The organism is Pseudochelatococcus sp. B33, from assembly GCF_053570585.1.
In genome coordinates this window covers 75,277-100,600 of the sequence record NZ_JBSEFH010000021.1, presented here as the reverse complement: position 1 = coordinate 100,600, position 25,324 = coordinate 75,277, and the positions used below count along the sequence as shown (strand labels likewise).

At 62.6% G+C, this 25,324-nt stretch carries 20 protein-coding genes and 1 pseudogene; 11 read left to right on the top strand and 10 right to left on the bottom strand.

What is annotated here, in order from left to right; translation table 11 throughout:
* Window positions 1-15: 15 nt before the first annotated feature.
* The 4 genes and pseudogenes from ACUSIJ_RS21575 to ACUSIJ_RS21560 form a co-directional block, all read right to left on the bottom strand.
* Window positions 16-711, bottom strand: a complete 696-nt coding sequence (locus tag ACUSIJ_RS21575; protein WP_449310486.1) for a tetratricopeptide repeat protein — start codon at window positions 709-711, stop codon at window positions 16-18.
* Window positions 712-1,246: 535 nt separating this feature from the next.
* Window positions 1,247-1,660 (bottom strand): annotated as a pseudogene (locus ACUSIJ_RS21570) (alpha/beta fold hydrolase); the annotation flags it as partial.
* Between the two features lie 36 nt (window positions 1,661-1,696).
* Window positions 1,697-2,422, bottom strand: a complete 726-nt coding sequence (fhuF, locus tag ACUSIJ_RS21565; RefSeq protein WP_449310485.1) for a siderophore-iron reductase FhuF — start codon at window positions 2,420-2,422, stop codon at window positions 1,697-1,699.
* An 88-nt stretch (window positions 2,423-2,510) separates the two neighbouring features.
* Entirely contained in the window at window positions 2,511-5,435 is a 2,925-nt protein-coding gene (locus ACUSIJ_RS21560) for an amino acid adenylation domain-containing protein (RefSeq protein ID WP_449310484.1), read from the bottom strand.
* A 257-nt stretch (window positions 5,436-5,692) separates the two neighbouring features.
* On the opposite strand from ACUSIJ_RS21560, the gene ACUSIJ_RS21555 reads away from it, so the two are divergent.
* The 4 genes from ACUSIJ_RS21555 to ACUSIJ_RS21540 are packed head-to-tail and all read left to right on the top strand — an operon-like array spanning window position 5,693 to window position 10,317.
* Window positions 5,693-6,745: a GNAT family N-acetyltransferase gene (locus ACUSIJ_RS21555; protein ID WP_449310483.1), complete on the top strand. Its 1,053-nt coding sequence runs from the start codon at window positions 5,693-5,695 to the stop codon at window positions 6,743-6,745.
* 29 nt (window positions 6,746-6,774) lie between these two features.
* A complete protein-coding gene (locus ACUSIJ_RS21550; protein ID WP_449310482.1) occupies window positions 6,775-8,106 on the top strand; it encodes a lysine N(6)-hydroxylase/L-ornithine N(5)-oxygenase family protein in 1,332 nt (443 codons plus the stop codon).
* A complete protein-coding gene (locus ACUSIJ_RS21545; protein WP_449310481.1) occupies window positions 8,103-8,903 on the top strand; it encodes a GNAT family N-acetyltransferase in 801 nt (266 codons plus the stop codon). The genes ACUSIJ_RS21550 and ACUSIJ_RS21545 overlap by 4 nt, the downstream gene beginning before the upstream one ends.
* Before the next feature lie 10 nt (window positions 8,904-8,913).
* The gene (locus ACUSIJ_RS21540) at window positions 8,914-10,317 is read left to right on the top strand and encodes an MATE family efflux transporter (RefSeq protein ID WP_449310480.1); all 1,404 of its coding nucleotides are present in this window, start codon (window positions 8,914-8,916) and stop codon (window positions 10,315-10,317) included.
* Here the strand turns inward: ACUSIJ_RS21540 and fhuB are convergent.
* The 6 genes from fhuB to ACUSIJ_RS21510 all read right to left on the bottom strand — a co-directional run bounded on the left by fhuB (window position 10,292) and on the right by ACUSIJ_RS21510 (window position 19,332).
* Window positions 10,292-12,319 (bottom strand): Fe(3+)-hydroxamate ABC transporter permease FhuB, encoded by a 2,028-nt coding sequence (gene fhuB / locus ACUSIJ_RS21535; protein ID WP_449310479.1) that lies wholly within the window; start codon window positions 12,317-12,319, stop codon window positions 10,292-10,294. The two genes, ACUSIJ_RS21540 and fhuB, sit on opposite strands and share 26 nt — an antisense overlap.
* A complete protein-coding gene (locus ACUSIJ_RS21530; protein ID WP_449310478.1) occupies window positions 12,312-13,103 on the bottom strand; it encodes an iron-siderophore ABC transporter substrate-binding protein in 792 nt (263 codons plus the stop codon). Before ACUSIJ_RS21530 ends, fhuB begins: the two co-directional genes overlap by 8 nt.
* Before the next feature lie 124 nt (window positions 13,104-13,227).
* Complete coding sequence (locus ACUSIJ_RS21525) at window positions 13,228-15,735, bottom strand: TonB-dependent siderophore receptor (protein ID WP_449310477.1); 2,508 nt, start codon at window positions 15,733-15,735, stop codon at window positions 13,228-13,230.
* Between the two features lie 125 nt (window positions 15,736-15,860).
* Entirely contained in the window at window positions 15,861-16,880 is a 1,020-nt protein-coding gene (locus tag ACUSIJ_RS21520) for a FecR family protein (protein ID WP_449310476.1), read from the bottom strand.
* 202 nt (window positions 16,881-17,082) lie between these two features.
* Window positions 17,083-17,565, bottom strand: coding sequence for a sigma-70 family RNA polymerase sigma factor (locus tag ACUSIJ_RS21515; RefSeq protein WP_449310475.1), 483 nt, complete (start codon window positions 17,563-17,565; stop codon window positions 17,083-17,085).
* A gap of 363 nt (window positions 17,566-17,928) precedes the next feature.
* The gene (locus tag ACUSIJ_RS21510) at window positions 17,929-19,332 is read right to left on the bottom strand and encodes an aminotransferase-like domain-containing protein (RefSeq protein ID WP_449310503.1); all 1,404 of its coding nucleotides are present in this window, start codon (window positions 19,330-19,332) and stop codon (window positions 17,929-17,931) included.
* Window positions 19,333-19,728: 396 nt separating this feature from the next.
* Here ACUSIJ_RS21510 and ACUSIJ_RS21505 point away from each other — a divergent pair, with 396 nt between their 5' ends.
* From ACUSIJ_RS21505 to ACUSIJ_RS21475, 7 genes are read left to right on the top strand one after another with little or no spacing between them, the layout of a single operon-like run.
* Window positions 19,729-20,211, top strand: coding sequence for an MSMEG_0572/Sll0783 family nitrogen starvation response protein (locus ACUSIJ_RS21505; RefSeq protein ID WP_449310474.1), 483 nt, complete (start codon window positions 19,729-19,731; stop codon window positions 20,209-20,211).
* Window positions 20,212-20,271: 60 nt separating this feature from the next.
* Window positions 20,272-21,276, top strand: a complete 1,005-nt coding sequence (locus ACUSIJ_RS21500; protein WP_449310473.1) for a Nit6803 family nitrilase — start codon at window positions 20,272-20,274, stop codon at window positions 21,274-21,276.
* Window positions 21,248-22,366 (top strand): MSMEG_0568 family radical SAM protein, encoded by a 1,119-nt coding sequence (locus ACUSIJ_RS21495; protein ID WP_449310472.1) that lies wholly within the window; start codon window positions 21,248-21,250, stop codon window positions 22,364-22,366. The genes ACUSIJ_RS21500 and ACUSIJ_RS21495 overlap by 29 nt, the downstream gene beginning before the upstream one ends.
* Entirely contained in the window at window positions 22,363-22,905 is a 543-nt protein-coding gene (locus ACUSIJ_RS21490) for an MSMEG_0567/Sll0786 family nitrogen starvation N-acetyltransferase (protein WP_449310471.1), read from the top strand. Before ACUSIJ_RS21495 ends, ACUSIJ_RS21490 begins: the two co-directional genes overlap by 4 nt.
* A 2-nt stretch (window positions 22,906-22,907) precedes the next feature.
* Window positions 22,908-23,882 (top strand): sll0787 family AIR synthase-like protein, encoded by a 975-nt coding sequence (locus ACUSIJ_RS21485; protein WP_449310470.1) that lies wholly within the window; start codon window positions 22,908-22,910, stop codon window positions 23,880-23,882.
* Window positions 23,879-25,042: an MSMEG_0565 family glycosyltransferase gene (locus ACUSIJ_RS21480; protein WP_449310469.1), complete on the top strand. Its 1,164-nt coding sequence runs from the start codon at window positions 23,879-23,881 to the stop codon at window positions 25,040-25,042. Before ACUSIJ_RS21485 ends, ACUSIJ_RS21480 begins: the two co-directional genes overlap by 4 nt.
* Complete coding sequence (locus ACUSIJ_RS21475) at window positions 25,035-25,319, top strand: MSMEG_0570 family nitrogen starvation response protein (protein WP_449310468.1); 285 nt, start codon at window positions 25,035-25,037, stop codon at window positions 25,317-25,319. The genes ACUSIJ_RS21480 and ACUSIJ_RS21475 overlap by 8 nt, the downstream gene beginning before the upstream one ends.
* Window positions 25,320-25,324: the final 5 nt, after the last annotated feature.

Genomic DNA, 25,324 nt, shown 5'->3' with positions numbered 1-25,324 from the left:
TTCCCGATATGTTCGTCAATGGGTCGCTCTTCGTCGATCGGCCGCTTCGATGTCGGGAGAAGGTTCGGCCAGGAGGATCTGGCCTTGCGTGTGAAGAAGCTCGGGAAGCCAGTACTTCTGGCCCATCTCCCGGGCGGAGGAGATGGCTCTGTCGACTGTCGCGCGCGCCTCGTCATGCCTTTCGGATCGCGCCAGGGCTTCGGCGAGAGCTCTGGATGCGCCTGGAATGATCATGCGGAATTGCTCCCGGTAGAGCATTTCCAGTCCTTGCTGCAGCGTTTCCACTGCGGCCGAAGGCTCTCCGGTCGTCAGGAGCCACTCGCCCTTCAGTGCACGGGCGGCGGCCGCATGACTCTTCAGGGAATGTTTCTCGGCATGCCCGACCAGGCGCTCGATGTGCTCGCCAGCCTCTTCAGTGTTGCCGCTCCAGAGCAGCACCGGGATAGCGTGAGCAGCAGCCAGGCCGTGATCCTCCGGAAGATCCGATCGCTCGGCCTTGTCCACGACGCCGAGGATCATCCGATACGCGGTGTCGGAAGAGCCCCTGAGCCACAGAGAACGCGCCATCGCGAGCTCGGCCCGCAGATGATGATCGTATCCGAACAGATTGATGTTGAGTCGTCCGATATTGGCTTCGAGTTTCAACCGCCGCAACGACTGCGCCGGAAACCAGATCGGGTTCGGAAACAGCGCCGAAATCAACGAAGACAACGTTCCCTTCGCCGAATTCAGCCCACAACGTCTCGGCAATGGCTGATGCCACCGCGGTTTTGCCGATGCCTCCCGATCCGACGATGCTGACGAACCGCCGCGCCATCAGCAGCTCGCCGAGACTGTTCACCACCTTCTGGCGCCCCAGGAGCGGACGGGGCGGCGATGGCATACGGGCTGTGGACCGGGCCTCCGGGGAAGCGGCAGGCGGGGAGGGGACATCCGGTTCGCCGCGCGTGACCGGAGCGACAAAGCAATAGCCCCTGCCGGCGATGTTGACGATGTACCGCGCCCCGTCGCGGCCGTCTCCGATGGCCCGGCGCAGCGCGGTGCATCAGGCAATTCTGCGGCCCTATCCGGACCCTGCCGTCGGGTCCGGGATCGACAATGAGCAGGGCTTGTGGCGTTTGTACGCATTGTCCATCGCGAAGGACCGGCGAAAACGGGCAATCCCGACCGGCGCGCCTCGATCCGCGAAGCGCGCCGGCCGGGAAGGGATGATGCCTCGATGGCGCAGGCGCCGCGCCACGTGGCGTCAGGCTTTGACGAACGCCAGAAGATCCGGATTGATCACGTCAGCATGGGTTGTCAGCATGCCGTGCGGGAAGCCGGGATAAATCTTCAACGTGCTGTTCTTGATGAGCTTCGCCTGCAGCTCCGACGCGTCCCTGTAAGGCACGACCTGATCGTCATCACCCTGCAGGATAAGCGTCGGCACGGTGAGCGCCTTCAGATCATCGGTCTGGTCCGTCTCGGAGAAGGCCTTGATGCCTTCATAGTGCGCCGGCGCGCCACCCATCATGCCCTGCCGCCACCAGTTCTCGATGATACCCTGCGATACCGTCGCACCCGGCCGGTTGAAGCCATAGAAAGGTCCCGATGCCACGTCGAGATAGAACTGCGCCCTGTTAGCGGCGAGCGCGTTGCGGTAGCCGTCGAAGACCTCGAGGCTCGGGGATGCAGCACGGCGGTTGCCTGCCGTCAATCATCCATCGCCTGCTCGACGGCTCGGGAGAGGGCATACTTCTCCGCAGCCGGCCACACCGGGAAGGCAATAGCGAAGGCAGCAGACCTTGCGCTGAAGGATCCATTCGCCTTGATTATCGCGTGTCGCTCTGAGCATACCAAACATGGGGTTTCGCCTGCCTTCCGGCCACTCCGGCCTGTCCAGTATGGGCAGCGCCCTTTCTGCCAGGGTGGGATCTACCTGCCGGCCTATTTCCCTGATAATCCAGTCGAGGTAACCTGCAACGTTGTTCCACAATAACCTGGGAGAAAGTCCGGTGTTGGCCGCGATGGAGACGCTCAATGGAGCGACGTGATTGTCGAGTATGGTCAGCAGATCCCGTTCGATAGATTCATCGTCACCATCAGTACCCGATTCCGGAAGAACGAATGCGGCCGGCTCGGAGTAAGCGGCATTGGAGGAGAGGACGAGTTCATTCAATCCGAGACGCAACCGCCGTCGATGGACAAGCCTCTGCACCGTCGATGCCGTCAGGAGTACACCGAAATAATACTGCGTCCACATGGAAACGACCGCACGGCGATCTGCGCTAGGATATCGTCTGCCATAGTTCCCGACGATCCTGTTGAACGTATAATTGTCGGTCAGGGTACGACAGGGAATATTTTCGTTGTCTGCCGGGGCAGCAAGAAGAAGCTTGTCGCGGCAATATGCGAATCTGTCGTCCACTTCAATATCCAGCATTCGACCTTCGCTCCGCACACTTGGAAGTGCATGCCCCTTTCTGTGCAACGTTGCCGACCCGGCGTTGGTCATGGTTTATCCTATTTTTTCATGCCGGTGTGTTGAGCGGATATTCCGGCCGCAGTTTCGGCACCGGGCTAAGCAGTGTGCCCGGTGCGTGGCTCTCCTGCCGCGTGCGCCGTCGCAAAGCCAGGCATTCGTCGAGATTGGTCGCGAAGCTTCTATGAAAGGCTTCTGCTGCGACTATGCTGAGATGGTCCGTATCCGGGATCGTTTCGACGGCGTCGACACGGCCGGAATAGTCCTGCCAGTCGACCAGCCGGAAGCCGCGCTCAATCGATTTCTCGGCGATCCAGGCACGGATAGGAAGAGAAGCCGGAGCAAGACGATAGTTGCGGAAAATCATCGCGTTTTCGATCAGCGTCCAGAATATGTGCTCACGGCTGCCGATGTCCGGTCCGTCGAGCGGCAGATCCTCGGGACTGTTCAAAACATAGGCGAGAAAGCGGGTATAGACTTCCGCGTCCATGCGGCCGATAAGGCTGTCCCAATCGGTACGCATCCGGGTGCGTCCGAGCCAGATCCCGATACGCTGCTCGAGGTCCGCACGCTGGCTCTCCGACAGGCTAACCTCGGCATCGATTGCAAACTCCGCATCCAGGGCGCAGACATCGAGCATGCCGACGAAGGTGATGTCGATACTGTCGCCCAACAGCCGGGCGGTCTCGTAGGCGAGGATGCCGCCCCACGACCACCCCAGCAGCGTACAGGTGCCGCCGTTGTTGGTCCGGCGTATGTAGTCGGCATAGCGCTGTGCGAGCTCCTCCACGCGTATGGTGCGGCTTCTGTCCTCGGTCAGCGAATAGCAGATGAAAGCGGTCGCCGGCTGGTCGGGGCCAAGATGCTTGACGAGCCGGGCATATTCACGGGTGCTGACAAGAAGGCCGGGAAAACAGTAGAGCATCGGCTGCCGGCCGGAGTCCCGCAAGATGACGACTGAATGCTCCTCCTCCGCGCCGCTGTCGATGGCGGTTGCGAGGGCTTCCACCGTCTGATGATTGAAAAGCTGCGCTATGGTGATCCTGCGCTCCGGCAACAGCCGGGAGAGCCGGGCGAGCACTTTGAGGGCGGTTAGGGAACTGCCGCCCAGCTCGAAGAAGTTGTCGTCTATTCCGACAGCCGGAAGGCCCAACACCTCCTGCCATATCCGAATGATATCAGCCTCCAGCGGCGTGCGTGGCGGCGCCTTCGTCACGGCTCCAATCTGCGGTGTCGGCAGGGCTGTCCGGTCCAGCTTGCCGTTGGGTGTGAAGGGCAGACGGTCAAGTACGAGAATGTACGTGGGTACCATGTAGTCGGGAAGCTTCGTGGCGAGACTGGCGCGGAGCGATCTGGGCTCGACGCTTTCGCCGGGCAGAGGCACGACGTACCCAACCAGCATGGCGCCGCCCGGCGTCTCGCGCAGCGCGGCCGCGGTAGCGCTCACGCCGTCCAGCGCCGCAAGATGCGCCTCGATTTCACCGAGTTCGATGCGGAACCCACGCAGCTTCACTTGCTGATCCCTGCGACCAAGATACTCGACGACACCATCCGCGCGTTGCTGTACAATATCGCCCGTGCGGTACATTCTGCCGCCATTGCCGGCGAAAGGATCGGGCAGAAACCGTTCGGCGGTGGCTCCGGGACGATTATGGTATCCGCGTGCGAGTGCATCGCCGCCGATGAACAGCTCGCCGGATGTGCCGGGACGTACAGGGGAAAGATCGTCATCCAGGACATAGACGCGGCGGGGACCTACCCCCTGGCCGATGGGGGCATACGCGCCGGAGAAGGTGGCGCTTGCCGGCACCTTCCATGCAAGCGGCGAAATGACGGCCTCCGTCGGGCCGTAGCCGTTGATGAGCCATTGCGGCTTCAGTGCGCGCTTCACGAGTTCGAATGTCGCCGGAGACATGCCCTCGCCGCCGAAGGAATAAAGCCCGACCGGAGGCGCTTGCCCGGTTTCGAGCGCCCATTCCGCTACCTGATGAAGATAGCGCGGTGGAAAACCGGCATTGGTGACGCCATGCCGCGACATGGCGGCGAGCGTTTCAGCGGCGCTCCACAGCGTCTGATCACGCAGCACGATCGCTCCGCCGAAGGCCAGGGGCACCATCCAGCGTTCATGAGCCCCATCGAAGCTGACGGACAGAAAATGAAGTTCCCGCGACTGCGGTGACATGTCGTAGAGCTCGCCCGTCGCAACGCAATGGGCGGCCAGGGGGCCGTGGGCCACGGCGACGCCCTTCGGCTGCCCCGTGGAGCCCGACGTATAGATGATGTAGGCGAGCTGGTCGGGATGGATGGCAATGCCGGGATCGTCGTGGACTTTCACGTCGTTCGCGACGGCATCGCAGGCGACGACCGGCATACCCGGAAGGGACGGAAGCTTTGTGCTGAGATCCTGCGTCGTCAGCAGCAGGCTGACGCTCGCATCCCGCAGCATGTAGGATAGCCGGTCCGAGGGATGATCCGGGTCGAGGGGCACGAACGCCGCGCCCGCCTTCAGGATGGCGAGAAAGGCGGCGATCATGTCAGGCGATCGGTTGAAGGCGACACCGACGCGCTCCTCGCGGGAAAGGCCGCGCGACAGCAGATAATTCGCAATATGGTTCGCCTTCCTCTCCAGCGTAGCGAAGCTCGTCTCGTCGTCGCCCTGAATGATGGCGGGCGCTTCGGGCCGGTTGCGCGCATGTCCGGCGATCAGCTCGTGAATGGTGGCGCCGGCGCCGTGATACATGCTCCAGGCTGAAGCCGCCTGCGCGCCCTCATCGCCGGCTATGAAGGAAATCAGGCGCTTCTGGCGCATGTCCCGCCAGTGCTCGTCGATATGGGAGAGGCAGGAGGGGCGCGGGCCGGTGAATCCCTCGGCCTGCCAGCCGTCCGGTGGGTGGCGGTCGGCGGGCCAGATGGAGAACTGCCCTTCGTTATTGGTCACAACGTCGAAAATCGTCGCTTCATGGCTGATCGCCATCACGTCCTCCGCCATCCTGCTGCCATTGCCCTAAAGACGAACAGGGAGGCGGAAAATTTCGGACAATGCGCACTAAAAATGCAGATTACTGGATATCCCGCTGAAAAATGCGGCTCGCCGATACGTCTCTTGAACGATACCGAAGGCAGGAGATGACTATGGGCGTTACGGGCAGCAGACCGGGCGAGACGATTTACGGTGCTTTCAACGCCGGGGGCGCCGGGCCCGGGGGCGCTGGGCCCGGAGGCGCTGGGCCATTGAACATTCTGTTCAGGGATGGCGGTCTTGCCGTCGCCGGCGCCGATACGACACTGGCGACCCTGCTGACGGCGGAGGAACGGCGGGGCCTCGTTCTGAAAGCGGGGGATGCCGATGCGGATTTGACATGTGCGGCACTGGCCGGCCTCGAAGCGTTTTTCGCGTTGCATCCGGAGCGGGAGGAGACGGCGCTCGACCCGGAAAGCTGGGAGCCCGTTGCCGGGGCGCTCGTCAGGTCCGGTGCGGCGTTGGGTCGGCCGGGAGGCGGGCTCGTCGTCAAGGCCGCGCTTCTGTGGCAGCAACCGGACCTCTGGCTGCCGCATCCGGTGTCCTGCCCCTATCCGCAGTCTTTCACGATGACGGAAGGGCGTCGCCATCCCCTGCGGCCGCCCAAGCCGGACGGCGTGGTCTATGCCCGGTTCATTCCCTGGCTCGGCGGCGTGCTCTCCCTCCGGGCTGCGACGGTGGAAGGCGATACGGAGCGTCTGCATCACTGGATGAACGATCCCCGCGTGGCTACCGTCTGGGGGGAAGAAGGCGATATCGACAAGCATCGTGCCTATCTGGAAGGGCTTGTCGCCGATCCGCACATGCTGCCGCTGATCGTCTCGTTCGATGGTGAGGATTTCGGCTATTTCGAGGTTTACTGGGCCAAGGAAAACCGTCTCGGCCCGTTCTACGAGGCCGGCCACTACGATCGTGGCTGGCATGTCCTGATAGGAGACGATCGTTTTCGCGGCCGCCAGTGGGTGACAGCGTGGCTGCCTTCGCTGATGCATTACATTTTTCTCGATGACAGCCGCACGGAGCGCATCGTCGGCGAGCCGCGGGCGGATCACTTCCAGCAAATTCGTAATCTCGACAAGGCCGGCTTCGCCAAGATCAAGGAATTCGACTTTCCCCACAAACGCGCATTGCTCGTGATGCTGCTGCGCGAGCGCTTCTTCGGCGGGCGCATGTGGAACCCCGTTGCTGAACCCCAGGCATTCGATTCCCGGCCCGCTTCCGACTCCCGGCCTGCTTCGGCGCGCCTCGCGCCGGTCGAGAGATAACGATCATTTCAAGTCAGGAGGTGAAACCAATGAGCATTCATGACCGGACTTACGATATTATCGGTGTCGGCTTCGGACCGTCCAATCTGGCCCTCGCCCTGGCGCTCGACGAGATTTCGCTGCATGAGCGGCCGGGCCTCTCCTATCATTTCCTTGAAAGGCAGCCGCACTTTATCTGGCATGGCGGGATGCTGCTGCCCGACAGCGACATGCAGATTTCCTTTCTGAAGGATCTCGTATCGCTGCGCGACCCGACGAGCCCCTACACTTTCGTCAATTACCTGTCGGAGCAGGGGCGTCTGGAGGCTTTCATCAACCGCAAGACGTTCTTTCCCAGTCGTATCGAGTTCAACGACTATCTGCGCTGGGTGGCGGCCCGCTTCGAGGATCGTTGCAGCTACGGCGAGGAAGTTTTCTCGATCGAGCCGCATATCAAGGGCCACGTCGTGAGCGCGTTCGATATCCGGTCGCGCACGCGAGCCGGCGGCGAGACGTTGCGCCGGGCCCGTCATGTCGTCGTTGCCGTCGGCGGTCAGCCCTACGTGCCCCCGTGCTTTTCGGCGCTGACGGGCGACGCGCGCCTTCTGCACTCCTCGCGCTATCTCGACGGCATCGACGCCGCTGGCGTATCGGACGTGCCCGGTTCCCGCATCGCTGTCGTCGGCGGCGGGCAGAGCGCGGCGGAAATCTTCGTGGACCTCTGCGGACGCTTCAGGCACGCCCGGATCGATCTCGTGGTGCGCGGCTGGGCGCTGAAGCCGTCGGACGACAGCCCCTTCGTCAACGAGGTTTTCAATCCCGAAAGCACGGATGCGTTCTTCCGCCAGCCGGAAGCGGACCGACGAGGCTTCCTCGAGGCGTTCCGCAACACCAACTATGCGGTTGTCGATCAGGACCTCATCCAGCGCATCTACACCGCCTTCTACGAGCAGCAGGTCGCCCGCGGGACGCGGCTTTCGCTCCGCAACCGGCGGGAGGTCATCGCCGCAGCGGGAGACAGCCGGCATATCGCCCTCACCCTTGCCGATGGGGACGGGGAGACAACCGAGTTGCATCGCTACGATGCGGTTGTGCTTGCGACCGGCTATCGTCGTGGGCTGGACAGCCCTCTGTTCGCTCACCTCGATCCCTATATCGAAAGCCGGGCGGTTCAAAGGGACTACAGCCTCAGGACGACGGACGATTGCGACGCCGGCATCTTTGTGCAGGGCCAGTCAGAGGAAACGCATGGCCTCAGCGACACGCTGCTTTCCGTCGTCGCTGTCCGCGCGCAGGAAATAGCAGTCACGATCGTGGACAGGCTGCCGCATCTGGCAATGGAACGTCCGGCGGCCCCGGTCCGGCTGGCGGTATCTTCATGAGCGATCCCGCAAGAAGGCACCGGGCGGTCGAAGCGCTTGACGCCGACGTTCTCGTCGACGCGCATCTCGCCATGCTGGCGGTCCATTACGCTTCGGGCGTCGTGGCTGGCCCGGGTAGGGCGCGTTACGTTTTCTCGGATCGTATTCCGGACGTCACGATGAACTTCGCCGTCGGCCTTGAGGCGGGCGATATCGGGTGGCTTGAGCACATCGCGCGGGAGCACGGTCGCGCGCCGGCATTCCTTTCCTTCTCTCACGCGGCCCGGGACTGGCTCGACGGGGCCACGGCCTATACCGCCTGCTGGATGGTTGCCGATGTCGCAGCCGCCGCCGGCGAGATGGAGAACCTTGAGGACATGGGTCTTTCCTTTCGGCTGACGGAGGGGCCAGCACCGGATGCGGCCTTTCTGGAGGTCTTCGGCGCCTGCCACGATGGCGGGCCGATCGATGCCCATGTGGGGCAATATTACGTGCCGGCGCTGGCCGCCGGGCGCCCTGCCGCCGGGATCGGCACTTTCAATGCGGTCGTTTCGGATGGCGGCGAACCGGTTGCCTGCGCCACGCTGTATGTCGCGGGCACGCTCGCGGGTCTCTACAACGTCGGCACCCGGTACACGCGCCAGCGCGGCGGGCTGGGCCTGATGATCGTCCGCCGCATTCTGCGGGAAGCGTCCCGGCTCGGGGCGGCGCAGGTGTTCCTGCAATGCGCGGCGGGCACCCATCTCGAGCGCCTTTACGGTCGCGCCGGGTTCCACCCGGCCTATGCGCCGGTGCTCGTCTGTCGTGAAACCCGATGAGGGCCGGCGCATGCGCATGATGGTTCCCGAGCCGTTGGATCTCGGCTCTCCCGGTCTGCGCCGCCTGATCGTCAGGCTGGCGTTGCCTGCGGTTGCGGGGCTGTCCATCAACGCCCTGCATCATCTCGCCAATGCCGCCTTCCTTGGCATCCTGGGCGCCGTGGAGGTTGCGGCCGTCAGTTTCGTGTTCCCGCTCGCGATCCTGATTGCGGCCTTCGGTGAAGCCATCGGTGTCGGTACGGCCGCGCTGGTGTCGCGTCTGCTGGGTGCGCGGCGGCAGGAAGAGGCGAGCCGGGGGGCGACGATGGCCGTCGCCATGGCCATGGCGACCGGCCTTGCGGTTACGGGCGCCGTCCTGCTGTTTCTCACTCCCATTCTGCAAGCGCTCGGCGCGACGCCGGCCGCTTTCAGCCTGGCGCATGATTACGCGACGCTGCTCGCCATCGGGGCGACGCTGACGATCATGCAGATCGTTGCGGATTTCATCGCCATCGCCGAAGGCAATACGCGCTTTAGCATGCTGACCCTCATCGGCTGCTTCGCCGTCAATATCGTGCTCGACCCCATCTTCATCTTCGTTTTTGGCTGGGGAGTTCCGGGCGCGGCCGCGGCCATGCTCGTTGCCCAGATCCTGGTGATGATCGTTTGGTTCATATACTTCTCCCGGGATCTCGGGCTGCTGCGCGTGCGCTTCAGCCAGTTGCGAGGCAGTGCGCGCGCCTTGTGGAAGGAGGTGGCGGAGCCGATTCTGGCCATCGGCGCGCCGGCTGGATTGGCCAGCATCGTTTCCGCGGTCACCTTCATGCTCATTTACCGGACGGCCGGCGCCTATGGCGATGAGAGCGTTGCGGGCCTCGCGATCGCATTGCGTCTTCTTGCGGCGGGTGTTCTGCCGGTTGCCGGGTTCTGTATCGGCGCCCAGGGCGTGCTGGGATACGCCATCGGCAACCGCGACTATGCGCGGGTGCGGGAAGCGCTCGGTTTCATGGTGCAGGTCACGGGTGTTTTCGCTCTGGCCTATGCGGCGATCATGATTGCCGGGGCGGGGCTGGTCGTCTCGCTGTTTTCGTCCAGCATCGAGGTGCAGGCCGTGGCCGCGCGGGCACTCGTGGCGGTGCATCTGTTCTTCGCCTTCTTCGGTTTGCAGATGGTGCTTGTCGTGCTGCTGAGGGCGAACGGAAGGACGCGGCTGGCGGCACTCGTGACGCTTGCGCCGCAAGGTTATCTCCTCCTGCCGCTGGTATTGCTGTTGCCAGGTCTCTGGGGGCTGGACGGCCTCATGGCGGCGCCTGCCGTCGCGGCAGCGGCCGCAAGCCTCCTGGCTGCGGGGCTGCTGGTGCGTGAGATGCGGTTGCTGGCCCGCCGCGAGGCGGATGTGAACGGCCCGCTCACCGCCGACGCAGCAGCCAGATGAGGCACGGCGTTCCGACGAGCGTCGCCATCAGGCCGGCGGGAATGGCGCTTGTCGGGGAAATCACCCGCCCAAGCCAGTCCGCAGCCGCCATGATCATGCCCCCGATCAGCGCCGCACCCAGCGCCTGATGCAGACCGCCGGTCAGCCCGGCGAAGCGGGCCAGATGCGGTCCCATGAGGCCAACGAAACTGAGAGGGCCGACGACGAGCGTTGCCGTTGCGGTGGCGACGGCGCTGAAGAGCAGGATGCACAGGTGGCTGACGCGCGGGGACAGGCCGAGCGACCGCGCCGGAGCGGTGCCGAGCGGCAGGACGTCGAGCCAGCGCGCCATAAGCGGCAACACCGTCAAAAGTCCCGCCGCAAGCCCGACCGTCACCAACGCATCGCCCGGACTTACGCGATAGGTGGAGCCGACCAGCCAATTGAGCAGCAGAGGTGCGCGCGGACTGCCCGTGGCCATCACGGTGACCACAAAGGCATCCAGGAAGGCGCCAAGCGCAAGGCCCGCAACGAGAATGCGCTCGACGGAGAAATGACGGCCTCTCGCCAGCCAGAGGATGAGGACGAGGGCTAGGAACGCACCTCCGCCACCAGCCCATATCATGGCCAGCCGGCCAGCCGACGGCAGGAGAACCATCAGCGACACGAGACCGAAAGCGGCGCCGGTGGAAATGCCCAGCACCTCGGGGCTGGCCATGGGATTGCCGCTGAAGCGCTGCATCAGCACGCCGGCGGCTGCCAGCATGACGCCTGCGGCGAAAGCCGCCTCGATCCGCGGAGCGCGCCACTGCATCAAACCGGCAAGCATTTCCGGATCGGCGATTGTCACGCCGTGGGGCCCCCGGCCGATCATCAGGGTCGCGCAGATGAGCAGCAGTGCGCCGATGGTGCATGAGCCGATGAACAGCCAGGGGCGCCGGCGCCGGCGCGTGACCGTCATTCCGCCGGCAGCCGGCGCGGCGATCGTGGAAAGGCGCGGCAGGATGAAAAGCAGCAACGGTGCTCCGAGAAAGGCGGTCACGGCGCCTGTCGGCACCATTTCGGCGGAATCCCCGGCCCAGCGCAGCACAAGTTGATCCGTGAGCCACAGGAGCGCGGCGCCGAGGGGAGGGGCCCACAACAGGCGCTGGCGTATATGGCGTGCGCCCATGAAGCCGGCGAGCGTGGGAGCGGCAAGATCGACGAAGCCGATGACACCGACGGCGCTCACGACCGAGGCTGAGAGCATCACCGCAAGCCCGAGCAGAAGAAGGCGCATCGGGCCGAGCGCAAGGCCCAGTCCGCGCGCCTGGATGTCATCAAGACCCAGAAGCGTGAGAGGACGGATGAGCAGCATAACGGCGAGGCCGGCGCCTGCAAGGCGCACGGTGAGAAACCACGCCGTTTCCCATCCTTGCTGGCTGAGTGAACCGCCGCCCCAGAGAAAGAGCGCGGTCAGATAATAGTCGTTGAACAGGATCAGTGCCGCTGCGGCGGAGCCGGCGGCGAAGCTGATCGCCATGCCGGCTATGATGACCGAAAGCGGCGAAAGTCCCTGCTTCCAGGCGATGGCAAGGACCAGCAGCAATGCGCCGGCAGCGCCGCACAGGGCGATGGGCTCGCTGCCGTCCAGCAGCAGGTCCGGCATCCAGACTCCGGCCATGGCGAGCGCCAGCCGGGCCCCGCTCGCAACGCCAAGCGTATTGGATGAAGCCAGCGGATTGCGCAGCACCTGCTGGAATATTGCGCCTGCCAGCCCGAGTGCCGCTCCCGCAACGATGCTGACGGCAAGCCGCGGGAGGAAGCTTTCGCGCGTCACAAGCTGCCTGAGGTCGGTGAAATCCGGTGACAGGAGCGTTGCAAGCCACAGTTCCGGAGGCAGGTTCGATGCGAGGGCGTCGAGACTGAGCCAGGCCGCGACCGACGCCATTATCGCCACATAGCATGCCGGATGGTGAAACCTCCGCCACACCGTGTCTGCCGGCGGGCCGCAGGAGGTCGTCCGGGAGGGCACGTCACTCATCGATGTCTTTCCCGGTCAGCGTGGCTGTCAGAAGAGTTGCGAACCGCATGGCAGCCGGCAGAGCGCCAAACATGAGCACAGGCGGCAGGCGTGCCACCCTGCCGGCGCGGACCATCGGCAGATTGCGCCAGAGCGGGCTATCGCGGAACGTGCGTGCTGTTTCCCGTGGCAACGGGTCCAGCAGCACCAGCTGCGCTTCGGGACCCAGCGCTAGTGTCTCCAGGCTTGCTGTTGCGAATCCCCATGCATTTGTCGAACCCTGCCAGGCATTGGCGATTCCGATTTTCTGGAGAACGGCGCCAAAAAGGCCGTTCTGGGTATAGATGCGGACATGTCGTCCATCCAGGAAGGAAGCCACGAACAGAGGACGTTTCTCCTCCATATCGGCAAGGCGCACGCGGCAGGCCTCCATCGTCGCCTCGGTGCGCATGATCAGCCGGTCGGCTTCCGCGCGCAGGCCGGTAAGCATGCCAAGCCGGCGCGTGACGGCCTGCGCATTGGCGTAAGGAGCCGCTTCGGAGCCGTATATCGGCAATGAAAGCGATGGTGCGATGCGGCGGAGGAGCGGCGTGATCGCTTCGTGGTCCGGGATGGTCAAAATCAGGTCGGGAGCGAGCTGCTGCAGGATTTCGAGATTGGGCTCGACCCTGAGACCCACGTCTGCCGTTTCCGGCGGCAACGGGGGTGAGACCACCCAGTCGCCATAGCTGCGGGTCTCGGGCACGCCGACGGGCGGCAGGCCGATCGCGATCAGCGTCTCGGCCAGCCCCCAGTCGAGCGCCACGATGCGCCTTGGCGGAAGCGGTGCCGCTGCGGGCAGCAGAACGAAGCCCGCAAGCGTACCAACGACATCGCGACGTCTGGGGCGAAAGGGCCCGACAGATATTGCTCTATTGGGCAATGACGGATCACCAGCGGTAGGTCAACGAGGCGACGACGCTACGCCCTGGCCCGTAGATGCAGGACAGGTCGTTACCGTTGCAGATCACATATGTCTTGTCGAAGAGGTTCTTGGCATTGACGGCAATGCGCCAGTTGTCGCGTTCGTAATGAACAGCTGCGTCGGCGATTGTGAAGGGCTGGTTCTTGAAGCTGTTCGCCGTATCGGCATAGCTTGATCCGACCCAGCGCACGCCGCCACCGAAGCCAAGCCCCTGGAAGGTTCCTTCCTGGAGCGTGTAGTTGAGCCAGAACGAGGCCATGTGCCGCGGCGCAACGGCCGGCGCGTTGCCCACGATGTCGTGATCCGTATCCTTGCTGATCTCGGCGTGGGTATAGGTATAGGTGGCGACGGCGTCGAGCCCTTTCGCCAGGCTTGCCTGCGCCTCGACCTCGATCCCGCGCGTGTGAATCTCGCCCGTCTGGATGCTGTAGAGCGGATCGACGGGGTCCGGTGTCAGCACGTTCTGCTGCTTCAGGTCGAACAGGGAGAGGGTCAGCAGGCTGTTGGTGCCGGCGGGCTGGTACTTGAGGCCCACCTCGATCTGTTCGCCGGTCGTAGGCTTGAAGGCTCCCCCGGAGCGGTCGCTTCCCACGAAGCGCTCGGTGCCGAGCACCGGCAGGAACGACGTCGCATAGGCGGCATAGGGCACAAGGCCGGAGGCAAACTCGTAGCCGACGCCCACGCGCCAGGTCAGTTCCTTCATGTCCTGGGTATCGATCGATCTGGCAAGATAGTCTTTCAGCTTGTTGGTGGCCCAATCGTGGCGCGCACCGGCCGTCACAATAAGACCGCCGAACCTGACCTGATCCTGAATATAAAAGCCGGCCTGCGACAGCGTATTCTCGTTGTTCTGGATAACCGGCGGAATCGGTACCGCGTAACCGTAGCGCGGCGCATAGACATCGATTGTCGGCACGTCCGGATCGTAGGTCGAATCGGAATAACGATTTGTCCAGCGCGCCTGAATATGTTGATAGTCAAGGCCGAACAGCAATGTATGCGTCAATGGTCCGGTATCGAACTTGCCCTCCACCTGATTATCGACAGTGAATGAGCGCAGCTTGCCATCCACGGTGAAAACGGCGCGGTCGAGCGTCCGCAGATCCGACCGCAGACCGGCGCCATAGAGCACGTCGTGATCGGCTTCAAGATAGCCCCAGCGGAGGTTCTGCCTCACGGTCCAGTTGTCGTTGAAGCGATGCTCGAAGGCATAGCCGAGGGAATACGCCTTGCGCTCGACGCGATCGAAGTTCGGCTCCCCGATGAAGAAATTGCGCGCAATCCGGCCATAGGGCGTAGCAAAGCGCGTGCCGAGCGCGGGAAGGGTGCCGTAGGAGGAAGACAAATCGTGCTGGTAGCTGCCGAAGACGGTCAGAGAGGTATCGGCGCTCGGTCGCCATGTCAGAGCCGGAGCCACGAAGCGCCGGTCGTCACGCACGAAGTCCACCTGCGTATCGGAATCCCGCAACAGGCCCGTGAAGCGGTAGGACCAGATGCCTTCCGCATCGATAGGCCCACCGAAATCGGCGCTGATCTGCTTTCTGGCATAGCTCCCCCCGGACACTTCCACCTCGTGGAGCGGGGTCAGCGGCGGACGTTTGGTCACCATGTTGACGATACCGCCGGGAGAGCCCGCGCCGTAGAGTACCGAAGAGGGGCCGCGCAGGACTTCGAGACGCTCGACGCCGTATGGATCGTATGACCAGCTCATCAGCCCGGCAGTCGGCATGCGCATGCCGTCCCTGAACGCACCAATGGAAGTGATCTCGAAGCCGCGTAACTTGAACTGATCGTAACGCGGATCGAAGCCCCAGGGCTGTGCGAGAACGCCCGGCGTGTAACGCAGCGCCTCCGGCGTTGTCGAGACTCCCTGATCCCTGATACGGTCACGCGTCACCACAGAAACGGACTGTGGCACCTCGATGATGGGGGTATCCGTTTTCGAACCGGTGGCCGTGCGCGTCGCGACGTAGCCGGTGACCGGCCCCCACGCGCTTTCGGCCTGATCCTGAACCGTAATGGTATCGAGGACAAGCGTTCCTTCCTCGTCAGCCGTCTCGGAACTGGAACTGTTGCGGCCGAGCGTGACAGTGCCATTGCGGATTCGATAGTCAATGCCGGTGCCCGCAAGCAGGAGACGTAATGCGTTCTCTGGAGTCATCGTGCCGCTTACAGCTGGCGCGTCGCGTCCCAACACGGTGCCGGCGGCTGCGCTGACCTGGAGCCCGGCCTGACGCCCGAAGCTCGTAAGCGCGCTTGAAAGCGGTTGTGCCGGTATATCAAACCTGCGGACTTCACCGGCCTGTTGTTCGACAGGGAGCTCCGGGCCCGTCTCCGGATGCTGAGCCACTGCCGGACCACCAAGCAAGAACACAAGCGCCGTTGTGCCACCCCAAATCGAACACGTGCCTGCACGCCTGTTCCGCCCCTCATGCGTTGTCCCGCAATTTTTCTCCCACACCAGAAGCCCCATCTATTTCAATCCCTCGTTCGCAGCGAAACCGCTGCATGCCCCAGCGGCACAAATGCCGACGTCAAAACAATGACGAACGAAGGCGGGAAATTTTTCAGGGCATTCTTCATCCTGCGGCTTGGCCGCTAAATCCCCCCAATCAGAACGAGATAAGGGGAAATCTCGCGTACGGACCCACCATAGGGCTCTACGACCGCACGCAGTGCATCGATCGGGCGAGACAGATCATAGATCCCGGTAACGCGCTTTCTCGCCAGTTGGCCATCGAGCGTGATAATAATGCCACGGTGATGGTTCGCCAGCCTGTCGACGATAGTGCCAATCGTTTCATTGTCAGCCACGAGGCGTCTGTTTCGCCAGCTTGCAACATAGGCGGGATCACGCAACCGTCGCACGTGTCTGCCGGAGGCCTGTTCTACAGAAAGCTCCTCTCCGGCCACAACCTCGACATCCGCACCTTGTCGATCGAAACGCACTCGCCCTTCGGAGACCGCCGTGCTGAGCCAGCCGTTAGCGATTTCGACGGAAAATGCCGTACCTACAGCGGTCACGCGTGCGCTTTCGACAGTGACCACAAATGGACGCAATGCGTCGGACTTTACCTCAAAGAATGCGGCGCCACCGATTAGCCGGACGCGACGCTGCTCCGGCGAGAAATCGACTGCGACGGCGCTATGGGCATCCATAAAGAGCCGAGATCCATCCGGTAGCAGGAGATCTCGTACCTCGGCGCTGCCAGTCACGTAGTCCGCTTTCATACGGATCAGCAAATCAGGGGCCTGGAGTGTGAACGCGAGCGCTACCAGCATGGCAGCAGCCAGCGCCGCCCAGCGGGATGATACAAATCGTCGTCGCGGTTGGACGGGCGCCGGACGGGCACTCGATAGCGGCGTTCGCCCGCCCACAGTTGAGAAGCTGGCGCCGTCTACGCGATCTCGCATCTCGGGCCGTTTCGACAGCTCGCCTGAAAGACGCCACGTATATTCGGCTCGTCGCCAAGCGCGAGCGTGCAACTCGCTCTTCGCGACCCAAGCGTCACGCGCAACCCGCAGCGTCACGTCTTCCGGGGCGCTCTCCACAGCGAGGAGGAATTCAAACGCCTCTTCCAGGAGTGGGTCTTCCTCTTCTTTCCTTGCTTCCGCCATATTCCCATTGTTCCCTGGACCAAGCGCCTGTTCCTGCTCCGCGCTTCTTTCAGGAGCAAGCCCGTCCGCACGAATGTTACCCCTATATGTTCGATTTGCCGATGGCGGCCCATCCGTCAATGCTGGAACGCGTCCAAAAAGACGTCTTATTCAAAAGACGTTTCTGGAAGTAGAATTTTCAAAGGAATTTTCAGGCTGCGATTCAGTCGTCACCAGCGAGACGGCGAGCGCAGTGGACAAGTGCATTCTGCACAAGACGGTGAGCTCCGGCGACTGAAATGCCAAGCTCCTCCGCTACGACCTGTAGTGTCATGCCGTCGAGACGATGCATGACAAATGCACGCCGTGTCGCTTCCGGGAGCTCTCCGAGCGCCGCAACCAGCAAGTTCAACTCGTCGCGATATAACACCTCGGATTCCGGAGTAGGCGTGCTGTCAACAATCTGTTCAGGCCGTTCTTCCTGACCCCGTGTCTCTGCGTCAAGGCGGCGTCTCCAATCGACCGCCAAATTGCGCACGATACGGTGAAGATATGCCACTGGCTGCAACACCTTCTCATTCGGCGCTACTTGCATGAAGCGCAGATAGGCTTCCTGCACGACATCTTCGGCTCGAGCTCGACAGCCGACAATCGAGGCAGCATAGCTGATGAGCGCCGGCCGATGCGTGCGATAGAGTGCGAGCATCTGAGGATTGGACCACATAGCGCCACTGCTTGCCTCGTTTAATCTCGCCTTGTGTATAGGTATATTATATCCCTTGTTCAATGAATATTTATTAGAATAATTCCATACGCATGCGTGAGCGAGGGCCGCCATTGGCAATTATTAGAATTATTCTATTCCTTGTTGCTTGCCGTTATCGGCGAACGTGCTAAAAATGCTTGCGTCCTTGTTTGACTGTCTTTCAACTTACATGATTGTTATGCTTAATCAGATGACAGCGGCTACGACGCCGACCGGTTCGCGGACAAGCATCCCGGCCGGCGCGAGATCTATGTCGCGGTGGCCGGGTTGGGGGGTAGGTCCTGCTTGTGCGTATCCGCTTTTTCAGACGAAGGACCCGACCGTTTCCGGGGTTCCATTGAGTGCATGCACCATGAATTCCAGGCTGCTTCTGAGTTTCTCGCGGGTAATTGGTCCGCCGAGGCAGATACGGACGGCTTCCTCCGGCGTGCCGTCGACCGTGAAGGCATCGCTTGCAACGATTCCGATGGAGCTGTTGCGCATATGCGTCCCGAAGCTTGAGCGCGTCCAGCCGTTGCTCAACGGCAGCCAGATGTTGAAACTGATTGGGTCTGCTCTGTAGCTGCCAGCCGGCAGCAGGCTGGCGACGATTTGCTGCCTGGCGGCGGATTCGGATCGGATGAAACGCAAAATCAGGTCAGCCGTGCCATCTTCGATCCAGCGGGTTGCCAGTGCCGTGTTGAGCGGCGAGGCCATGACGTTATTGGCACGCATGACTGCAGCGAAGGGCCAGGCGGATTTCCTGTCCGGTGCCACGACATAGGCCAGCCGCAGACCCGCTCCGATGCATTTTGCAAGCCCGGCGATATGCCAGGTCAGGTCCGGCACCATGGTGGCGAGAGGCGGTGGCGCCTGCGGCGGAATGAAGCCATAGGCGTCGTCTTCGATGATCGGCAGGTTGAACCTGCGGGCGACAGCAGAGATTTCCTCCCGCCGCTGGACCGGAATCGTGAGTGTCGTGGGGTTTTGAAGCGTCGGATTGAGGTAGAGTGCCTTGGGTGAGCGCGTTACGCAGGCCTCCGCCAGCGCATCCGGCAGAACGCCGTGTTCGTCCATTGGCAGGCCGTGCATACTCAACCGGAGCTGGGCAGCGATCGAACGGATGCCCGGATAGGTGATCTTCTCCGCAAGAATGACCTGTCCTGGCTTGGCAAGCGTACTGAGAATGGCCAGCAATGCCGGATGGGCGCCGGGCGTTACGAAAATCCTCTCCTGCGAAGGCAGGAGGCTTCGCCGGCTGAGCCAGGCGGTTGCGGCATCCTTGTCCATCTCGGCACCGCCGAATCCTTGATATCGCAGGAGCGGCACGAGGCTGGACGCAACCGAGCAAAGCCCCTCGCGCATGCGTTGGACGAGATCGGGGTCATCCGGCTCCGGGGGCATGTTCATCGAATAGTCGATGGCTGGAAGCCTGCGCAGGTCAGGTGTGAGATCGAACGCAAAGCCGCGTCGTTCCCTGCCGTTACCTCCCGTGACGAAGGTGCCGCGCCCGACATGGGTGTCGATCAGCCCCCTCTTCTTGGCCTCCACATAGCCGCGCGCCACTGTCGTGAAATCCATACCGAGCCGCCGGGCAAGATCGCGTTGGGCCGGGAGCCGGTCGCCAACGACCAAAACGCCGCTTCTGAGATCCATCTCGATCAGGTCGGCGATTGCCATGTAACGCGGACTGCTGCTGCGCTTGAGATCCGGTAGCCATTCCTTCATCGTCATTCCCCGTCCTGTTCAAATGACTGTATACCGATCCATTCAATGTCTGTCATCTGCCATTCTTCCGGGCGCGTCCCTTCGTGTGTCTGAATTCCGTCGGAGCTACCCGCCAAACCAGGTCTGCAGCTCGAATTCGATACCGGTATCTCAAACTCGGTCAGGAAAGAATGCATATTGACTGTATCAAGAATCTATCATTTGGTGCATAAATCGGCACTTCCATGCAGGGGAAATAAGCCGGATTTCGCCAAATGACGCTCAAATGACTGTATAATTGAATGTAAATGAACAACGATTGAGCGATTTTTGTCCAGAATCAATTTGGCACGGGCTTTGCAGATCCGGTGAGGTGCCCCGCAGTTGGGGAACGCCTTTCAGCCGGAGGAGCAAATAATGCCCGCAGTTACCAAGCCAACCCACGAGACCGGCGATTTCTTCGTCGATTACGAGGAAAAGGTTTTCGAGGATGTTCAGGCCAAAGAGGGGGAGAAAGCCCTCATTACCTTCCACACGGTTGCCTTCGAAGGGTCTATCGGCCTCGTCAATCTGTTGCAGGCCAAGAGATTGCAGCGCAAGGGGTTCGAAACTTCCGTCCTTCTGTATGGTCCGGGCGTCACACTCGGGGTACAGCGCGGATTTCCGAAGCTCGGCGACGAAGCCTTTCCGGGGCACCTGAATTTCAATAACCAGATCAAAGGGTTCCTGGATGAGGGCGGCAAGGTCTATGCCTGTCGCTTCGCGCTCCAGGCGCTATATGGCCACGGTGAGCCGTCGCTGATCCCCGGGATCAAGCCGATCAGCCCCCTCGATGTGCTCGACCTCGTCCTCATCCATCGCCGTGACGGCGCGTTCATCCTCGACACCTGGACGCTCTGACCCTTCGCGCGGGGCGACGCCGCTCGTCCCGCGCTTGCCCGAAACCAAAGGAGCTCGCCCGTGGACAAGAAAACTGTGAGAGTGGCCGCCACCCAGATCGCGCCGGACCTCACGTCCCGTGAGAAGACGCTCGCCCGCGTGCTGGAGTCCATCCGGGACGCTGCGTCGAAGGGGGCCGAACTGGTCGTTTTTCCCGAGACGTTCGTGCCCTGGTATCCCTATTTCTCGTTCGTGCTGCCGCCGGTTCTCTCCGGCCGCGAACATGTCCGGCTTTATGAGGAAGCAGTGCCGGTGCCTTCATCGACGACGGAGGCCGTTGCCGGCGCTGCCAACGAATTCGGGATCGTCGTCGTTCTTGGCGTCAACGAGCGCGATCATGGGACGCTGTACAATACGCAGCTCGTCTTCGACGCGGATGGCCGCCTGATCCTCAAGCGCCGCAAGATCACTCCCACGTTCCACGAACGGATGATCTGGGGGCAGGGAGACGGCTCCGGTCTCAAGGTGGTCGAAAGCGCGGTCGGCCGCATCGGCGCGCTTGCCTGCTGGGAGCACTACAACCCGCTCGCCCGCTATGCGCTCATGGCACAGCACGAGGACATCCACGTTGCGCAGTTCCCCGGCTCGTTGGTCGGACCGATCTTCGCCGACCAGATGGAAGTGACGATCCGCCATCACGCGCTCGAAAGCGGCTGTTTCGTCGTCAACGCCACCGGCTGGCTGACGGAGGAGCAGATCCGGTCCATCACGCCCGATGGGGGATTGCAGAAGGCGCTGCGCGGGGGCTGCATGACCGCCATCGTCTCGCCGGAGGGCAAGCATGTCGTGCCGCCGCTGACGGAAGGCGAGGGCATGCTGATCGCCGATCTCGACATGAGCCTCATCGTCAAGCGCAAGCGCATGATGGATTCAGTCGGCCATTACGCACGGCCCGAACTGCTCCAGCTTTCGCTCGACAACCGCGTCGCCGCGCCGATGGTCACGTCCCTCAGCGCCTTCCCCCCTTTTCCGGCCGCACAGAACAGGAGCGAAACTGATGGACCCTCAGCCGTCTCCCTCGACTGAAACGCTGATCAACGAATTGCAGTCCTACGGGGCGAGACTGGTTGACCCGAAAGCGGGTCACGAAAGTCGCCGCGGCGGGGCCGGACCTTCCGACCACAAGGCGCTGACCATCGATGGCATGACCGTCATGGTGCCGGTGCATACAGCACCGGCCTTCGAAAGCCCCTATCTGGTCGAGAAACCCGATGACAAAGGCAGGAGCCGGATCAGTCGCGAGGGGAAAGTTCTGGGAGAGGTGAGCTTTCCTCTGCGGCCTCGCTTTTACGAGAGGGTCACTGCGGACGGTATTCCCTATTCGAAGATCGCCGTGCTGCACGGGCGTGACGTGTTGGCGACCACGGTGCTGCAGACGTGCATCCGCTACCAGAGCCGCACCAAGACGTGCCAGTTCTGCGCGATCGGCCAATCGCTCGCCGCGGGCCGTACCATCGCCCATAAGACGCCCGAGCAACTTGCCGAGGTCGCGAAAGCAGCGGTCGAGCTCGACGGCGTCAAGCACATGGTGATGACGACGGGAACGCCGAAGGGAGACGACCGGGGGGCCGCTATCCTCGCCGACAGCGCGCGCGCCATCAAGGCTGCGGTCGACCTGCCGATCCAGGCGCAATGCGAGCCGCCGGAGGACGATATCTGGTTCGGGCGCATGAAGGAGGCCGGCATCGATACGCTCGGCATGCATCTCGAAGCCGTCACGCCAGAGGTTCGCACCCGCATCATGCCCGGCAAGGCTCAGGTACCAGTCGAGAAATACATGGCCTCATTCCAGTCGGCAGTGAAGATTTTCGGTCGGGGGCAGGTCTCGACCTACATCCTCGCCGGCCTCGGGGATACGCGTCAGGCCGTTCTCGACATGTGCGAGAAACTGGTCGCAATCGGCGTCTACCCCTTCGTTGTGCCCTTCGTGCCGATCTCTGGAACACCGCTGGAAAGCCATCCGACTCCGAAGCCGGAATTCATGCATTCGATTCTCAAGCCGTTGGCCGAAATGCTGGTCGTGAGCGGGCTGAAGGCCGTCGACATCAAGGCTGGCTGCGGCAAGTGCGGCGCCTGTTCTGCTCTTTCTACCTACGAAAGGAGGCTGACGGCATGATCGTCCATCCGATTCCGATATTTCGCGCCGCCGAGTATCAGGTGAAATTCGCGACTTCCGCATGGGAGCGGGATCGCGCGCACGCGCTACGCCGCGCCGTGTTCTGTGACGAACAGGGCCTGTTTGCCGGAGACGACCGCGACGCGATCGATGACGCTGCCACGCCGATCGTCGCGCTGTCGATGCTTGGCGTCGTTGCCGACGACGTGGTGGGGACGGTCCGCATCCACGAGGCGGAGCCAGGTGTCTGGTGGGGCTCGCGGCTTGCGGTGCACCCGGATTACCGGAAGATCGGTGCGCTCGGCACGACCCTCATCCGGCTTGCGGTCTCGTCCGCCCACGCCATGGGCTGCCACACTTTCCTCGCCAGTGTGCAGGCGCAGAACGGGTTGCTCTTCCGTCGCCTGCACTGGAGGGTGATCGAGGAACTGGAGATCCATGGCAGGCCCCATCTGCGCATGCAGGCCGATCTCAACTACTATCCGCCGTGCTTTTCCCCGGAGGCCGGTTTCGTCGCTCTTCCCAGAAAGGCGGCCTGACCATGGTGGCAAGTGCGTTCCACTCCATCGTCGAGGCCTTGCGGGCAAGTGGGAGCATTGCGGCCAAGCGCGATATCGCCGGTGTTGCAGATGGCCTTCGGTTGGCCGGGCAACCTATCGCCGTCGGCGATGATTGTGCGGCAATCCCTGATGGCGACGGCTATCTGCTCTTCGCCATCGAGGGCTTCATGAACGAATTCGTGGCTGACGATCCATGGTTCTCGGGCTGGTGCGGCGTCATGGTCAACCTCTCCGACATCGCCGCCATGGGCGGACGCCCGATCGCGGTGGTCAATGCGATCTGGGCGAATGGCGAAGCGCATGCCGCACCGGTTCTCGCCGGCCTCAAGGCGGCGTCCGAAGCCTTCGCTGTGCCGATCGTCGGCGGCCATACGAATCTCAAGACGGATCGCGGTCAGCTCTCGGTCGCGGTACTCGGCAAGGCGAAGCGGCTGCTGACCAGCTTCGACGCGAATCCGGGAGAAGCTCTGATTGCGGTTGTTGATCATCGCGGACGCTATCGTGAGCCTTTCGACAACTGGGAGGCCGCGACCACCGCGCCGCCGGCACGCCTGCGCGCAGACCTCGATCTCCTGCCCCGGATCGCCGAGGCCGGATGGTCGAAAGCAGCGAAGGACATCAGCCAGGGCGGCATCGTCGGCACGGCAATCATGCTGGCAGAATGTTCGGGTGTCGGCATCGACATCGATCTCGATCGGATCCCGGTTCCCCCTGACGTCACGTTGTCGCGCTGGATCGCATCTTTTCCGAGTTATGGCTATCTGCTGTCGGTTCCATCCGAGCATGCGGAGAGCGTCCTTTCGCTCTTTGCCGGCCGCGATCTGACAGCCGCCGTCATCGGCGCTGTCACCGAAGGGTCGGCGGTGAGTGTGTCATCGGGCAAGAAGAAGGCGCTGATCCGGGACCATGCTTCGCAGCCGCTTATGCAGCTCCATCGCAGGGAGGTTGCCGAATGATCACCAGCCTGCGCATCGCCATGCTTGCCCATTCCACAAATCCGCGCGGCGGCGTGGTCCACGCTCTCCAGCTTTCCGAAGCACTCTGTGATCTCGGCCATCAGGTGGTGCTGCATGCGCCGGATGTCTCCGGAAAGGGCTTCTTCCGCGCTGCGCGCTGTGTCCTGCACAGCTTCCCCGTCGCGCCAGCGGCATCCGGCATGACGGCCATGGTCGAGCAGCGAATTGACGACTACGTGCGTCATTTCGAGCGGAACGGGACGGCCGGCTTCGACCTCTTCCATGCCCATGATGGCATTTCAGGCAATGCGATGGCGACCTTGAAGGAGAGGGGGCTGATCGAGGGGTATTGTCGCACCGTTCATCATCTCGACAGCTTCGCCGACCCGCACCTGATGGCGCTCCAGTCCAGGTCAGTTGACTGCGCGGACCGTCTTTTCACCGTCAGCGACCATTGGCGCCGCTATTTCCACGAATGCGGACGCGTGGCGACCTGCATCGGAAACGGTGTCGATACGGCCCGGTTCACGCCAGAGAAGGATGAAAGTGACCTCCGGCTTGCCAGGCAGTTGCCGCAAACTGCCGGCCCTGTTTTTCTCGCTATCGGCGGGGTCGAGGAGCGCAAGAATACGCTTGGCATCCTCGAAGCTTTTGCGCAGGTGCTGGCTTTCCGTCCGGATGCACGGCTGAGGATTGCCGGCGGCCTGTCCTTGCTCGACCACCGGGGATATCAGGCGAGATTTGCTGCGGAGCTCGCGGCGAAACCGACCGTCGCCGACGCGGTTGATATTCTTGGCGGCGTCGCGGACGAGGATATGCCAGCCCTGTTTCGTAGCGCCGATGCGCTGGTCTTTCCCTCGCTGAAGGAGGGATTCGGGCTTGTCGTTCTGGAAGCGATGGCGAGCGGCGTGCCGGTGGTTCTTTCGTCGACCCCGCCCTTCACCGAGTATGTACCGCCGCAAGCGGCGGTCTGGTGCGACCCGAGAAATCCCGCCTCAATCGCAGATGCGATGATGATGGTGTCGTCCGCCGGCATCCGCCGCGTCTGCATCGAAGCGGGCCGCACCGTCGCGGCCCGACATGAGTGGCGGTCAGTCGCGCTTTCCCACGTGCCGGCTTATTGCGCCTTTCTCGAGCAGACGGAGGTGGCCCATGCCTGAAATGCGTTTTGTGGTGACCTGGCCGGATGGAAGCGATGAGGAATGTTATTCGCCCTCGTTGGTCGTCCGCGATTACTTCGACGAGGGTGCCAGCTATCTGCTGCCTGATTTCCTTGCTCGCAGCCGACAGGCGCTGACCATTGCCAGCGACCGTGTGAAGGCGCGCTACGGTCACGCCTGTTCACTTGCTCTCGCCCAGCTTGCGCGCATCGAACGGAAGGCAACAGCTTTCCGCGATCCGCAGGCCGAAATCCGTATCAAGCAATTTCTCCCTTAAAAGGT

Coding starts and splice junctions, on each gene's coding strand:
- fhuF (WP_449310485.1), bottom strand. CDS start 2,422: ATGCTGGATATTGAAGTGGACGACAGATTCGCATATTGCCGCGACAAG.
- ACUSIJ_RS21560 (WP_449310484.1), bottom strand. CDS start 5,435: ATGGCGATCAGCCATGAAGCGACGATTTTCGACGTTGTGACCAATAAC.
- ACUSIJ_RS21550 (WP_449310482.1), top strand. CDS start 6,775: ATGAGCATTCATGACCGGACTTACGATATTATCGGTGTCGGCTTCGGA.
- ACUSIJ_RS21545 (WP_449310481.1), top strand. CDS start 8,103: ATGAGCGATCCCGCAAGAAGGCACCGGGCGGTCGAAGCGCTTGACGCC.
- ACUSIJ_RS21540 (WP_449310480.1), top strand. CDS start 8,914: ATGCGCATGATGGTTCCCGAGCCGTTGGATCTCGGCTCTCCCGGTCTG.
- fhuB (WP_449310479.1), bottom strand. CDS start 12,319: ATGAGTGACGTGCCCTCCCGGACGACCTCCTGCGGCCCGCCGGCAGAC.
- ACUSIJ_RS21525 (WP_449310477.1), bottom strand. CDS start 15,735: ATGGGGCTTCTGGTGTGGGAGAAAAATTGCGGGACAACGCATGAGGGG.
- ACUSIJ_RS21520 (WP_449310476.1), bottom strand. CDS start 16,880: ATGGCGGAAGCAAGGAAAGAAGAGGAAGACCCACTCCTGGAAGAGGCG.
- ACUSIJ_RS21515 (WP_449310475.1), bottom strand. CDS start 17,565: ATGCTCGCACTCTATCGCACGCATCGGCCGGCGCTCATCAGCTATGCT.
- ACUSIJ_RS21510 (WP_449310503.1), bottom strand. CDS start 19,332: ATGAAGGAATGGCTACCGGATCTCAAGCGCAGCAGCAGTCCGCGTTAC.
- ACUSIJ_RS21505 (WP_449310474.1), top strand. CDS start 19,729: ATGCCCGCAGTTACCAAGCCAACCCACGAGACCGGCGATTTCTTCGTC.
- ACUSIJ_RS21495 (WP_449310472.1), top strand. CDS start 21,248: ATGGACCCTCAGCCGTCTCCCTCGACTGAAACGCTGATCAACGAATTG.
- ACUSIJ_RS21490 (WP_449310471.1), top strand. CDS start 22,363: ATGATCGTCCATCCGATTCCGATATTTCGCGCCGCCGAGTATCAGGTG.
- ACUSIJ_RS21485 (WP_449310470.1), top strand. CDS start 22,908: ATGGTGGCAAGTGCGTTCCACTCCATCGTCGAGGCCTTGCGGGCAAGT.
- ACUSIJ_RS21480 (WP_449310469.1), top strand. CDS start 23,879: ATGATCACCAGCCTGCGCATCGCCATGCTTGCCCATTCCACAAATCCG.
- ACUSIJ_RS21475 (WP_449310468.1), top strand. CDS start 25,035: ATGCCTGAAATGCGTTTTGTGGTGACCTGGCCGGATGGAAGCGATGAG.